The organism is Bacillus sp. 5B6, from assembly GCF_000259405.1.
In the GTDB taxonomy this organism is placed as follows: Bacteria; Bacillota; Bacilli; order Bacillales; family Bacillaceae; genus Bacillus; species Bacillus velezensis.
Genome location: NZ_AJST01000001.1, coordinates 301,290 through 314,280 on the forward strand (window position 1 = coordinate 301,290; position 12,991 = coordinate 314,280).

A 12,991-nucleotide genomic window follows, 5' to 3' on the forward strand; every position below is an offset into this window, starting at 1 on the left:
AGCATAATCGGGCGGGCCGTTTTCGTAAAGAGACGGAAAGGAAGAGGCCAATGACGAAAAAAAAGCTCACCATCCGCTGGAAAATCACCATACTTTCGTATATCGTCGTGCTTTTTACCTTTTTGATCGTCGGCATCGTGCTGATCGGCAATATTCAGCATACAGAGGAGCGCGAGCTGAAAAAACGGCTGATGAATACCGCGCGGACGGTATCTGAGATGACCGATGTCAAACGCGCCCTCGAGCAGAAAAAACAAAGGGAAGACGTGCGCCATGCGGTCGAAGAAATAAGGATCATCAATGAAGCGGACTACATCGTCGTCATGGATATGGATCATATCCGCTATTCACATCCCGTCAGCACAATGATCGGAAAGCGTTCAAGGGGTGAGGACGAAGCCGCGGCGTTCGCCGAGCACATTTATTTTTCCGAAGCAAAGGGAGAGATCGGCACCGCCGTCCGCGCTTTTTATCCCATCAAAGACCGGGATTTGAATCAGATCGGCGTCGTTCTGGCCGGTAAAACGCTGCCCGGATTCGGTGAAATTCTTCTTCAGCTGAAACATGAAATACTGTTTATCGTTCTGCTGGCGCTCGGGTTCGGACTGGCCGGCTCCTTTTTACTGGCCCGCCACATCAAAAAACAAATGTTTTGGCTGGAGCCCCATGAGATCGTGAGAATGTATGAGGAACGGACCGCTACGTTTCATTCAATGAATGAGGGCGTCATCGCGATTGATAACCAGCATCACATCACCATTTTTAATGAAAAAGCGAAGCAGATATTCAATGTCAGACAAGAGACCGATGGCAGGCTGATCTGGGACGTGTTAAAAGATTCCCGCCTCCCTGAGATCGTCGAGCGGAACCGAGCCGTATATAATGAAGAAATCCAAGTCAGCGGAAAGGTGATTATGAGCAGCAGAATTCCGATCGTCATGAAAAAGAAGGTCATCGGAGCCGTCGCCATTTTTCAGGACAGGACGGAAGCGGCGAAAATGGCGGAAGAACTGACCGGTGTGAAAAATTTTGTCGATGCGCTCAGAGTTCAAAATCATGAACATATGAACAAGCTTCACACCATCGCGGGACTGATTCAGCTCGGAAAATCAGAAAAAGCGCTCCAGCTTGCTTTTAAGGAATCGTCAGAACAAGAAAGCGTCACCGATTTTCTTCATCAGGCCATTCAGAATGACGCTGCGGCGGGGCTGTTGTTAGGCAAAATCAAAAGAGGAAAAGAGCTTGGCATTTCTGTGAAAATTGATGAAAACAGCAGTTTCTCGGCATTTCCGGAGCATGTCGACCAGCATGACATCGTCGTCCTGCTCGGCAATTTAATTGAAAATGCGTTCGGCGCATTCGAAACAGCGGACACGGAGGACAAACATATTGACATCAGTATCGAGCAAAATGATGAGGTGCTTGCTATATTAATAGAAGACAACGGAAGCGGGATTTCCGATCAGCACATCCCGCGCCTTTATGACAAAGGGTTTACCGTCAATAAAACGGGAGGAACGGGATACGGCTTGTACCTCGTCAAACAAATCGTCGACAAAGGGATGGGCGTCATTGAAGTCGACACACGGCAGGGACAGGGAACGGCATTTTCTATTTTATTTCCGATGAAGGGGGAGGAATCATTCGATGAACATCAAGGTGCTGCTTATTGAAGATGATCCGATGGTGCAGGAGGTGAATAAAGAATTTATCACCGGTGTTTCGGGGTTCAGCGTCATCGCCACGGCCGCTGACGGAGACGAGGGAATCAGGCTTATAAAAGATCTGCGGCCCGGGCTCGTGGTATTAGACGTATACATGCCGAAAAAAGACGGAATTAAAACGCTCCAGGAAATCAGAAAACAAAAGCTCGAAGTGGACGTCATCATCGTCTCGGCCGCAAAAGACAAAGAAACAATCCAGCTTATGCTGCAAAACGGTGCGGCCGACTATATTTTGAAGCCGTTTAAGCTGGAGCGGATGAGACAGGCGCTCGAAAACTATAAACAATATAAACGGAAAATTGAAGAGCATGACACCATGTCGCAAGAGCAGCTTGACATGCTGCTTAAAATTCCGCAAAATCCGTCCAGGGATCTGCCGAAGGGGTTAAATCATTTTACGATGAATGAAATTTTGACCTATATGAAACAGCAGACGGAGCCGCTTTCAGCTGAAGAAGCCGCCAAAGCGCTCGGGATCGCAAGGGTGACGGCGCGGCGTTATCTTGATTTTCTTGAGAAAGACGGCCAGATTAAGCTCGACATTCAATACGGGGGAGTGGGCCGGCCGGTTAACCGCTACAAATTCGTCCGCTAGCCGAGACCAAAAAGACCAAAATGTCCGTTATGATCATAAGCTTCCCCTCTTTGTATGAAAACGCTATCATTTTATTATAGACGCAGCGAGAGGCAAGGGGGAGTAGGGATGAAAATTTTCAAAAATCTTACGGTGCAGGTCATCACGGCGGTGATCATCGGCGTCATTGTCGGACTCGTATGGCCTGAGGCCGGGAAGCAGATGAAGCCGCTCGGTGATACATTTATCAATGCGGTAAAAATGATTATCGCACCGATCATATTCCTGACGATCGTGCTCGGCATCGCCAAGATGGGAGACATGAAAAAAGTCGGCAAAGTCGGGGGAAAAGCATTTATTTATTTTGAAGTCGTGACCACCATCGCCCTTATTATCGGACTTCTGGTCGTCAATATCATGAAACCCGGTGAGGGGCTTGATTACAGCAAGCTTGAAAAAGGGGATGTCTCTCAGTACACCCAAAACGGGGGACAGGGGATTGACTGGATTGAGTTTATCACTCACATCGTTCCGTCAAATATGGTTGACGCTTTCGCAAAAGGCGACATTCTTCAGGTCTTATTCTTTTCTGTTTTATTCGGTGTCGGCCTGGCGGCGCTCGGTGAAAGAGGCAAAAGCATTATTGATTTCTTTGATAAACTGTCGCACGTTTTTTTCAAAATCATCGGCTACATCATGCGCGCGGCGCCGATCGGAGCATTCGGGGCCATGGCCTATACGATCGGGCACTTCGGCCTTGATTCCATCAAGCCGCTGGCGAGTCTGATGCTGTCTGTATACGTTACGATGTTCCTGTTTGTATTTGTCGCTTTGAATATCATTTGCAAACTATTCGGTTTCAGCTTGTGGAACTATCTCCGTTTTATTAAAGATGAACTGCTCATCGTTCTCGGCACAAGCTCTTCTGAGTCCGTCCTTCCGCGGATGATGGATAAAATGGAGCGTTACGGCTGTTCCAAATCGGTTGTCGGCCTTGTCATTCCGACGGGATATTCTTTTAACCTGGACGGCACCTCGATTTATCTTTCCATGGCGACGGTTTTTCTGGCGCAGGTGTTCGGCGTTGACCTTACCATCGGCCAGCAGGTTACGATCATTCTCGTGCTGATGCTGACATCAAAAGGCGCGGCGGGCGTAACCGGAAGCGGATTTATCGTACTCGCCTCCACTTTATCGGCGCTTCAGGTTATCCCGCTGGAGGGACTGGCGCTGCTCCTCGGCGTCGACCGCTTTATGAGTGAAGGAAGGGCGATCGTCAACCTGATCGGAAACGGAATCGCCACCATCATCGTAGCCAAGAGCGAAAATGAGTTTGACGAAACGAAAAGCACACAGGCCGTAAAAGAAATGAAAGCGGCGGTATAAAAGGAAAGGAACGGCATGCATCGGGCATGCCGTTCTTTTTTTCGGCCTCCATGAGTAAAAAAGATAAATTTGTTTAAATTTATTAGGAGGTGGACAAAGACCTTAGCGTCATTTTGTTATATAATTTACAATTAGAGAGTGAAAGATGAAATCTAAGGGCTTTTTGTCCTAGCAGGAGTGTATAAATGGCGGCTATTTTTAAATTTTTTCAGCATCCGGGTGTCAGACGTTTTTCCGTTTTTCTTGTTTTGACTGGGGTGTTAGTTGTATTCCGAAGTATGATTAATTTGATTTTGCTTACGTTTATTTTTACTTTTCTGATGGATCGGCTGGAGACTGTCATCCGGCACGTGTTGAACCATTTTTTCCGGATCAGCCAGAGGGTGGTCATCACCGTTTTATATATTGCGCTGGCTGTCGGGGCGACTGTCGGAGGCTTTGTCTTTTACCCGATTGTTGCCAAGCAGATTGAACAGCTGATTAAGCAGATCAAGCACATCGCGTATCATCCCGATGTCATTCCGTTTTATGATGAGATATCGAGCGTGTTCGGCGATATCAATATCGGTTCCTATGTAAAAGAAGGTTTTAATGTACTGTATACATACTTGGCCGATATCAGCACTTTCGGTTTGCAGGTCGTGATGTCACTGATTCTCAGCATGTTTTTCCTGTTCGAGAAAAAGCGGCTCACGGAGTTTATGAAAAAATTTCAGCACAGCAAGCTGTCTGTTTTTTACTACGAACTTGCTTATTTCGGCAGCAAATTTGCGAGAACATTCGGCAAAGTGCTTGAAGCCCAATTTATTATCGCGCTGGTGAACTGTATCCTCACCTTGATCGCATTGGCGATTCTGCATTTTCCGCAGCTGTTCGGCCTTTCAATCATGGTCTTTTTCCTCGGGCTCATTCCCGTGGCGGGTGTGGTGATTTCGCTCATTCCGCTCAGCATCATCGCGTATACGACGGGCGGCGCAGCGTATGTCATCTACATCGTGCTGGTCATTTTCGTCATCCATGCGATTGAGACGTACTTCCTTAATCCGAAACTGATGTCAGCGAAAACGGAACTGCCGATCTTTTTTACCTTTACGGTTCTGATTTTCTCGGAACATTTCTTCGGTATCTGGGGCTTGATTATCGGAATTCCGATTTTTGTGTTCCTGCTTGATATTCTGGATGTCGTCAATAATGAAGAGAAGGAAAAAAACGGACCGGTCCCGGATAAGACATAACGTCGGCTCCGGCTCTTCACGAATATATGACTAATGTTATAATGCAGACAGTGCCTATGTACGGGCACTGTTTATTTTTTGTGAAAAAGGAGGAAGGCTGTATGACTGAGCCGATTTTACATATTGAAGGCCTTGACAAAACAATAGGCAAAAAGCACATTTTAAAAAACATCAGCATGGATGTCAGGCAGGGCGAGATCATCGGTTTGCTCGGTCCGAACGGGTCGGGAAAAACCACACTTATCCGAATCATCGTCGGTCTTTTAAAGAAAAACAGCGGCACGATTACAATTAACGGCTTTCAGCACGATGCTGATTTCGAAAAAGCGCTTGAATCCGTCGGAGCGATCGTGGAAAATCCTGAATTCTACCCGTACCTGACGGGGTGGGAAAATCTGAAGCACTTTGCCAACATGCACAAAAACATCAAAGAGGACAGGCTTCAGGAAGTCATCGAGCGTGTCGGGCTCACCAACGCCGTTCATGACAAAGTTAAAACGTATTCCCTTGGTATGCGTCAGCGTCTCGGGATTGCGCAGGCCATTCTTCACCGTCCGAATCTGCTCATTTTAGATGAACCGACAAACGGGCTTGATCCCGGCGGAATGAAGGATTTCCGCGATCACTTAAAGGAACTCGCGGAGCTTGAAGGGACGAGCATCCTTTTTGCGACGCATTTATTGCGTGAAGTGGAGGACCTTTGCGACCGTGTCATCATCATTCAAAAAGGTGAGATCAAAACAGAGGTTGTTCTGCGCGGCGCTGAGGAAAAAGAAGAAAAAGCCGTCCTCGACATTCAGCCGGCTGACGAAGCCTTCGAATGGCTGTCCCAACAGCAATTTGCTCCTGAGAAAAACGGCGGGGGCATTACCGTCACCGTAGCGAAGAAGGACATCCCGGCATTAAACCGTGCGCTCGTCGGACAAGACTTTCTCGTGTATTCCATCATGCCGTATGCGGAATCGCTGGAGGATGAATTCATGAAAGTGACGACGGCGCTTCAAGAGGAGGGGGAGACGAATGTTTAAATTGACAGCGAATGAGCATATGAAGCTCTTTAACCGAAAAGTCTCATTAGTGGCGCTGATTCTGATGGCCGTTCTCCAATTTATTATGGCGCTTGTCATTAAACGGCTTGTCATCAGTTCCGGAACGGATGAGAATTTCATCGGCTATATGGCGTACGCGCCCGGGCTGAATATTCTGCTTGAGGCATTAACAATCGTGATCGCGGCAACGATCATTTCCGCTGAATTTGATAAGAAAACGATCAAATTTCTGTTAATCCGCCCGGTAAAGCGGGAGCGGATTTTTGTATCTAAACTCATTACCGTATTTTTGGTCAGCTTGTACCTGTATGCGGCGTACTATATTCTGTCTCTGCTGTTCGGCATGGCTTTCTTCGGTGTGTCGGTGACATCTGAATCAGGGACGCTTCTTATGAACACCCTGAAAGTAATCGGCACGAACTGGGTCGAGGCGTTTGCGATGGCATGTTTTGGCTTGTTGTGTTCTTCTGTATTCCGAAACAGCGCAACGGCCGTCATTTTGTCATTTATCGTGCTGTACGGCGCAAAATCACTCGTGACGATTATGTCGCTCTTCCAAAACAAATGGGGAAGTTTTCTGCTGTTCGCAAATACTGACCTGACGCAATATATGAGCGGGGCGAAACCGCTGTTTGCGGGAATGACGCCGTTATTTTCCGCAGGCATTATCATTATCCATATCGTATTCTTCTTAGCCGTCGCTTGGTGGAGCTTTTGCAAACGCGATGTTCGGGTATGAAGTAAAGGAATGACATTTTTGTGAAAAAGATCACGATAAATCAATAATTTATGCTATTTTGATTTATAATAAAGGTAATGACGGAGGTGCTCACTTGAGAAATTTTATTACCGCATTACCGATTGTGTTATTGCTTAGTTTTTCCTTTGTGTCATTCATGTTCCAATTCGAACATCTTGTTTATTTCAGACTTGCGCTGGGATTGTTTTCTACAGTGGGGCTGTTTCTCTTATATAAATTGAAGACGGGATTCCGTTATTTCATCATCTACTTGTATGCAAGCTGGATCGTGCTTGCGGCGGTTACCGCGTTTGAAGAGCCGATTTTTTCAAGCTTTTTCTTTGGCGGGCTTGTGATGACGATGGGTTATCTCACATATATGCTGATTTATCTCGGGCTCAAGCAGGACCGCGGCCCGGAAGCAGTCTGAACGCGCTATTCCATGGAATAGCGTGTTTTTTTGTACAGCCTCACAGTTGCGAAACGAGACTTGAATCTCTATAATACTTATTAACTTTATCGGAATTATAATGGGGGGATTCCAGTGTCTTTATGGATACAGAATGAACGGCAGAGGGAATGGATGGAAAAAATCGGCCTGCTTGCAGACGAATTTCAAAAAACAGCCGCGCTTGATGATGAGGCGGGCCGTTTTCCCGCTGAGAAAATTCAAAGACTGCGCGACGCAGGATATACGGCGTTAACAGTACCTGAGGCATTCGGCGGTGCAGGCATTTCCGTTTATGATATGGTGCTGTTTCAGGAACGGCTGGCGCGGGGAGACGCGGCCGTGGCTCTCGGAATCGGCTGGCATTTATCCGTCATGGGTGAGCTCGGAGAAGGAAACAGCTGGGATGAAGATGTCTTTTCATTTATCACAGAAGAGGTGAAAAAGGGAGCTGTCCTGAACAGGGCAGCGACGGAACGGCAGACCGGCAGTCCGACGAGGGGAGGAAGACCCGGCACCTCCGCTGTCAAAAAAGACGGAAAATGGGTGCTGAACGGCCGAAAAACCTTTACAACCCTTTCGCTGACTTTGGATTATATGCTTGTGACGGCATGGATTGAAGAAAAACAAACGACCGGTGTTTTTCTCATTCATAAAGATCAGGCAGGCGTCTTGGTCGAAGAAACATGGGATATGATTGCCATGAAGGCGACCGGAAGCCATGATCTCCTTTTAGATCATGTCACGGTCAGTGACGAGCGGCTTGTGGAGCTTATCAGCGGGCCGAGAGCGGCGAAAGTGAATGGCTGGCTGCTTCACATTCCCGCTGCTTATCTGGGTATCGCTCAAGCGGCAAGGGACTATGCCGTCCGGTTTGCATCCGAATATTCGCCGAACAGCCTGAACGGACCGATTAAAGACGTGCCGGCCGTTCAGCAGCGTGTCGGGGAAATGGAGCTCGAATTGTTAAAAGCGAGACAGTTTCTCTTCACGGCGGCGCAAATGTATGATGACCCGAAACGCCGCCCTTTCATCAAAAGTGAGCTCGGCGCCGCAAAACATATTGTGACAAATGCCGTCCTTTCTGTTGTTGATAAAGCAATGAGAATCACCGGCGCAAAAAGCCTTGAGCGAAACAATCCGCTTCAGCGGTATTATCGGGATGCCCGGGCCGGCCTTCACAATCCGCCGATGGACGATGCGGTCATCGGCAAATTAGCGGCGGAAGCCTTTGAGCAATAAAAAAAAGAGCCTGAAAAAGGCTCTTTTTATGTATGGCTGTTGTGCCGGAGCAGTTTTTGATGCTTGCGGTCAATTCTGTCATAGATCACATTCATCAGCTTTTGATTATTCATAATGGCCGCCTTGTTTTCTTTTATCAGCTGTTCGTATGTTTTTATTTTACGTTTCGCCATGAGCCTGCACCTTCCTAACATATTTGTATTCGCTTTCTAATTCTCCGAGCGATAATTCATATAAATGCCGTTCCGACTTTTTGTATATTCCGTTATTGATCAGCAAATGGATCAGATGTTTTTTTCGTCCTTCAACTGATGATCTGAGCTGAGGAGAAGACCTCATGATTACCCTCCTAATCAAATGATATTGAGAATCATTATCAATTAATGAAAGTATACAATGGGCATATTCATATGTAAAGGAAAAATACCGCCAATTTTTCGACAAAAAGTTTCCCGGGGAATAATGCTGTCGAATTGATTTGATTCTGACAGATCAATACTGCTATTTTTCACCTTTTCCATCCATACTATGAATGAGAATGGAGGAGTCCTTACATGAATGATCAAACGGCAAACTTAAAACAGGGTGAGAAAGGCGCGATTCTTAATATCGCCGCGTACCTCATCCTTGCCGCCGTCAAACTGGTGATCGGTCTTATTTATCATTCTGAAGCGCTCAGAGCGGACGGGTTAAATAATGCCACGGATATTGTCGCATCACTGGCTGTGCTGATCGGGCTCCGGATTTCCCAGCGCCCCGCGGACAGTGATCATGCCTACGGACATTATCGGGCTGAAACAATTTCTTCATTAATTGCGTCTTTTATTATGATGGCGGTCGGTATTGAAGTGCTGATCGGAGGAGCAAAGGCGATTGTCAGCGGAACGAAGGCCGAGCCGAGCTTCATTGCGGCATGGACGGCGCTCGGAAGCGCGATTGTAATGTACGGCATGTATGTATATAACAGCCGTCTTGCGGATCGGGTTAAAAGTTCTGCGCTTCATGCGGCGGCGAAAGACAGCTGTTCTGACGCCTATGTCAGTATTGGGGCGTTTATAGGCGTCTTAACGGCCCGGCTTCATCTGCCGTGGATTGATCCGGTCATTGCTTTTCTGATCGGAATCATCATCTGTAAGACGGCATGGGACATCTTCAAAGATGCTTCCCACTCATTGACGGACGGGTTTGATCTGAAAGATTTGGAGCCGTATAAACACACGGTGAAAGAAATAAAAGAGGTCAGCAGGCTGAAGGATGTGAAAGCAAGGTATTTGGGGAGCACGGTTCATGTGGAAATAGTCATTACGGTAGATCCGGGACTGTCTGTGAAAGAAGGCCATGAAGTAGCCGATGAAGTCGAGTATGCAATAAAACATGAACATGATGTGACTCATGTCCATGTTCATGTAGAGCCTGAAGTCATAAACAAAGATCGTGAAACGAATTAAATATGCTGTGATAAAAACTCTGTGACTTCTTCGGGCGTTTTCGCGTTTGCGCTGTGAAGATGCGCTTTCTTTTCACCGTTTTTAAAGATCAGAAGGCTTGGTATGCCCATTACCTGATATTTGTCGGCAAGCTCAGGGAGCTCGTCTCTGTTCAGCTCATACCAATCATTTTGATTATATTCTTCCAAAATATCGCCGATGAACATATTCATGCGCGTGCAGTCAGGGCACCAGTCAGCGAAAAATTTCACGATGATTTCCTTGTCGGATTGAATAAGTTCATTAAATTGTTCTGTTGTACTGATTTTTTTCATATGACACATCTCCTTTTCCATGCCATTTTAATATAAAATAAAAAGGAATTACATACAAATGCTTTCACATTCAGAATGCCCAAAAATAATTAGATCATTTTCTGAGGAAAGTGATAAGATAGTAAAGATGAATTGTTGTGGGGGGAATATCCATTGAAAACAAGTCTAGGATTGGTGTACGGCGGAAAGTCAGCCGAACACAATGTATCGCTGCAGACAGCATTAGCTGTAACAAAAGCGCTTAATACTGAGAAGTTTGATATACATCCGATTTACATCACTGAAAAAGGAGAATGGCAAAGAGGCCCGCTGCTGACTGAGCCGGTTTCCAACGTGAAAATGCTTCAGCTGGAACAAAACGGTGAAAGTTTCGCTCTATCAGCATTGAACCGGGAAATGTTTCCTGAAGCGTCGCCTGACGAAAAGGCGCCGATCGATGTCGTATTTCCGCTTCTGCACGGACCGAACGGTGAAGACGGCACCATTCAGGGTCTGCTGGAATTGCTGAACGTTCCTTATGTCGGCAACGGGGTGCTTGCATCATCAGCCGGCATGGATAAAGTCATCATGAAGCATTTGTTCGCTCAAGCGGGGCTTCCGCAGGCGAAGTACGCCGCTTTCTTAAAAAAGGACTGGAAACAGACGCCGGACAGCTGCTTACAGCAGGTTGAAGAGGAGCTGGGATATCCGTGCTTCGTCAAACCGGCGAACCTCGGATCAAGCGTCGGAATCAGCAAATGCCGAAACCGTGAAGAGCTTGAAAAAGCCTTCGAACTGGCTTTTGAGTATGACCGGAAAATTGTGGTGGAAGAAGGAATCGCCGGAAGAGAAATCGAAATCGGCGTACTCGGAAATGACGAACCGAAATGCTCCGCCGTCGGTGAAATCGCGCCGAAAACCGACTTTTACGATTACAAGGCGAAATATGAAGACGGCGACACGGATTTAATGATTCCCGCGCAAGTGACGGATGAACAATATGCGGAAATCAGCGAGATGGCGATTAAAGCCTTCAAAGCGATTGACGGATCAGGCCTTGTCCGCGCCGATTTCTTCCTGACCAATGACGGTCAAGTGCTCATTAACGAAGTGAACACAATGCCGGGCTTTACGCCATTCAGCATGTTCCCGCTGCTTTGGAAAGAAGCAGGCGTAGATTACAGTGATCTGATCGAACAGCTGGTTGAGCTGGCAAAAGAACGCCATGCCGAAAAACAGCTGATTAAACATACATTTTAATGAAGACGGACACTGCCTGAAGGGGCAGTGTCTTTTCCCGTAACAGACAACATTTTCAGAAAGCGAGGTGCCACCTTTGATAAAGCGAACTGTAAAGCGAATCGCAGACATGGTCAAAGGCACACTGACAAATCCCGTATTTGAACAAACAATGATTGAGGGAGCCGCAACCGATACGCGGACTTTGGAAAAAAATCAGCTGTTCATTCCTTTAAAAGGCGAGCATTTTAACGGCCACACCTTTGTGCCGCAAGCATTCGAAAAAGGCGTTTCCGCGGTGTTGTGGGACCGCTCTGAACCGAATCCGCCGGAAGAGCGTGCTGTCATCCTGGTCGATGACACGCTGGAGGCGCTGCAAACATTGGCAAAAGCTTATTTGGAAGAGCTCGGCACACGGGTTATCGGGGTGACCGGGAGCAACGGAAAAACGACAACGAAAGACATGCTTCACGCCGTTCTCGGCACGCAGTACCGCGTTCACAAAACTGCCGGCAATTTCAACAATCATATCGGCCTGCCGCTGACTGTGCTTGCCATGCCTGAAGATACAGAAATCGCCGTTTTAGAAATGGGAATGAGCGGGAGAGGCGAAATTGATTTTCTGAGCCGTCTTGCTGAACCGGAAGCTGCCGTCATTACCAATATCGGCGAATCCCACATGCAGGATTTAGGCTCAAGAGAAGGAATTGCGGAGGCGAAACTTGAAATTATAAACGGACTTCGGGAAGACGGCGTTCTGTTTTATTTCGGGGATGAGCCGCTGCTCCGCCAAAAGGCGTACACTTGCCGGACAACGACATACGGCGCAGGCGCGGACAATGATCTCCGCCTGAAAGAAATAAAACAGGCGGAAGAAGGCACGTACTTTAATATCGACGGGATCGACCGTTCTTTCTTCATTCCCGTTCTCGGCAGACATAATGTGATGAATGCCATGGCCGCATACGCCGCCGGCATCTATTTCGGCATTACGCCGGAAAATGCCGCTCTGGGACTGAGCCGCCTGAAGGTGACGGGGATGAGATTGGAACTGGTCAAAACGGACAGCGGCATCTCGATCGTAAACGACGCGTATAATGCGAGCCCGACGTCAATGAAAGCGGCGGTAGAATTAATTGAAACGATGAAAGGCTATCGGAAGAAAATGCTCGTGCTCGGTGATATGCTTGAACTTGGTGATGAAGAAAAAGCATTCCACGAAGAATGCGGAGCTGCGGTCAATCCGGCGGAAATCGACCATGTATTTACTTACGGCACACTCGGCGCATTCATCGCTGACGGAGCGCGCCGGCATTTTGAAGAAGGGCGCGTCAGCCATTATCTTGACAAAAAAGAACTGCTTCACGCCATACAGGAAATGGCCGCTTCCGGCGATCTCCTTCTGTTTAAAGCATCGAGAGGTATGAAGCTCGAAGAAATCGTTAAAGATTTATTAGAGAAGAACTGAAAAAATACTGATCAGCATTATAAAAATATACAAAAATGAAGAAACTAATTCATGGTGAAATAATTCTGTCCGTATGAAAAAGAAAGACCGCCGGCTGGGAAATCCCGTCCGGCACGGGGGCCGGCCTCGTTCGCGGGAAGAATTCG

The 12,991-nt window shown here is 47.2% G+C and carries 14 protein-coding genes; 11 read left to right on the plus strand and 3 right to left on the minus strand.

All coding sequences use genetic code 11. From position 1 onward, the window contains the following. Window positions 1–50: 50 nt before the first annotated feature. The 8 genes from MY7_RS01395 (at window position 51) to MY7_RS01430 (ending at window position 8,397) form a co-directional block, all read left to right on the plus strand. Complete coding sequence (locus MY7_RS01395; protein WP_007609562.1) at window positions 51–1,673, plus strand: ATP-binding protein; 1,623 nt, start codon at window positions 51–53, stop codon at window positions 1,671–1,673. Next, window positions 1,648–2,319: a response regulator gene (locus MY7_RS01400; protein WP_007609564.1), complete on the plus strand. Its 672-nt coding sequence runs from the start codon at window positions 1,648–1,650 to the stop codon at window positions 2,317–2,319. The genes MY7_RS01395 and MY7_RS01400 overlap by 26 nt, the downstream gene beginning before the upstream one ends. A 108-nt stretch (window positions 2,320–2,427) precedes the next feature. Then, entirely contained in the window at window positions 2,428–3,684 is a 1,257-nt protein-coding gene (gene dctP, locus MY7_RS01405) for a C4-dicarboxylate transporter DctP (protein WP_029326214.1), read from the plus strand. Between the two features lie 185 nt (window positions 3,685–3,869). Continuing rightward, complete coding sequence (locus tag MY7_RS01410) at window positions 3,870–4,919, plus strand: AI-2E family transporter (RefSeq protein ID WP_007410215.1); 1,050 nt, start codon at window positions 3,870–3,872, stop codon at window positions 4,917–4,919. Window positions 4,920–5,020: 101 nt separating this feature from the next. Next, window positions 5,021–5,947: an ABC transporter ATP-binding protein gene (locus tag MY7_RS01415; protein ID WP_012116860.1), complete on the plus strand. Its 927-nt coding sequence runs from the start codon at window positions 5,021–5,023 to the stop codon at window positions 5,945–5,947. Then, on the plus strand, window positions 5,940–6,707 hold the full coding sequence (locus tag MY7_RS01420) for an ABC transporter permease (protein ID WP_007410217.1): 768 nt from the start codon (window positions 5,940–5,942) through the stop codon (window positions 6,705–6,707). Before MY7_RS01415 ends, MY7_RS01420 begins: the two co-directional genes overlap by 8 nt. A gap of 94 nt (window positions 6,708–6,801) precedes the next feature. After that, window positions 6,802–7,137, plus strand: a complete 336-nt coding sequence (locus MY7_RS01425; protein ID WP_007609568.1) for a hypothetical protein — start codon at window positions 6,802–6,804, stop codon at window positions 7,135–7,137. Window positions 7,138–7,251: 114 nt separating this feature from the next. Beyond that, the gene (locus MY7_RS01430; protein WP_007609569.1) at window positions 7,252–8,397 is read left to right on the plus strand and encodes an acyl-CoA dehydrogenase family protein; all 1,146 of its coding nucleotides are present in this window, start codon (window positions 7,252–7,254) and stop codon (window positions 8,395–8,397) included. 26 nt (window positions 8,398–8,423) lie between these two features. On the opposite strand, the gene fbpB is transcribed toward MY7_RS01430, so the two are convergent. Continuing rightward, entirely contained in the window at window positions 8,424–8,570 is a 147-nt protein-coding gene (gene fbpB, locus MY7_RS18955; protein WP_003156206.1) for a Fur-regulated basic protein FbpB, read from the minus strand. Further along, window positions 8,557–8,736 (minus strand): Fur-regulated basic protein FbpA, encoded by a 180-nt coding sequence (locus MY7_RS01435; protein ID WP_007609570.1) that lies wholly within the window; start codon window positions 8,734–8,736, stop codon window positions 8,557–8,559. The genes fbpB and MY7_RS01435 overlap by 14 nt, the downstream gene beginning before the upstream one ends. A 215-nt stretch (window positions 8,737–8,951) precedes the next feature. On the opposite strand from MY7_RS01435, the gene MY7_RS01440 reads away from it, so the two are divergent. After that, a complete protein-coding gene (locus MY7_RS01440) occupies window positions 8,952–9,845 on the plus strand; it encodes a cation diffusion facilitator family transporter (RefSeq protein WP_007609573.1) in 894 nt (297 codons plus the stop codon). Here MY7_RS01440 and MY7_RS01445 read toward each other — a convergent pair. Further along, entirely contained in the window at window positions 9,842–10,159 is a 318-nt protein-coding gene (locus tag MY7_RS01445) for a thioredoxin family protein (protein WP_003156200.1), read from the minus strand. The genes MY7_RS01440 and MY7_RS01445 overlap by 4 nt on opposite strands. A gap of 153 nt (window positions 10,160–10,312) precedes the next feature. Between MY7_RS01445 and MY7_RS01450 the strand changes: the two genes are divergently transcribed. Continuing rightward, window positions 10,313–11,398 (plus strand): D-alanine--D-alanine ligase, encoded by a 1,086-nt coding sequence (locus MY7_RS01450; RefSeq protein ID WP_003156199.1) that lies wholly within the window; start codon window positions 10,313–10,315, stop codon window positions 11,396–11,398. A gap of 76 nt (window positions 11,399–11,474) precedes the next feature. Further along, window positions 11,475–12,845, plus strand: a complete 1,371-nt coding sequence (locus tag MY7_RS01455) for a UDP-N-acetylmuramoyl-tripeptide--D-alanyl-D-alanine ligase (protein ID WP_029326213.1) — start codon at window positions 11,475–11,477, stop codon at window positions 12,843–12,845. Window positions 12,846–12,991: the final 146 nt, after the last annotated feature.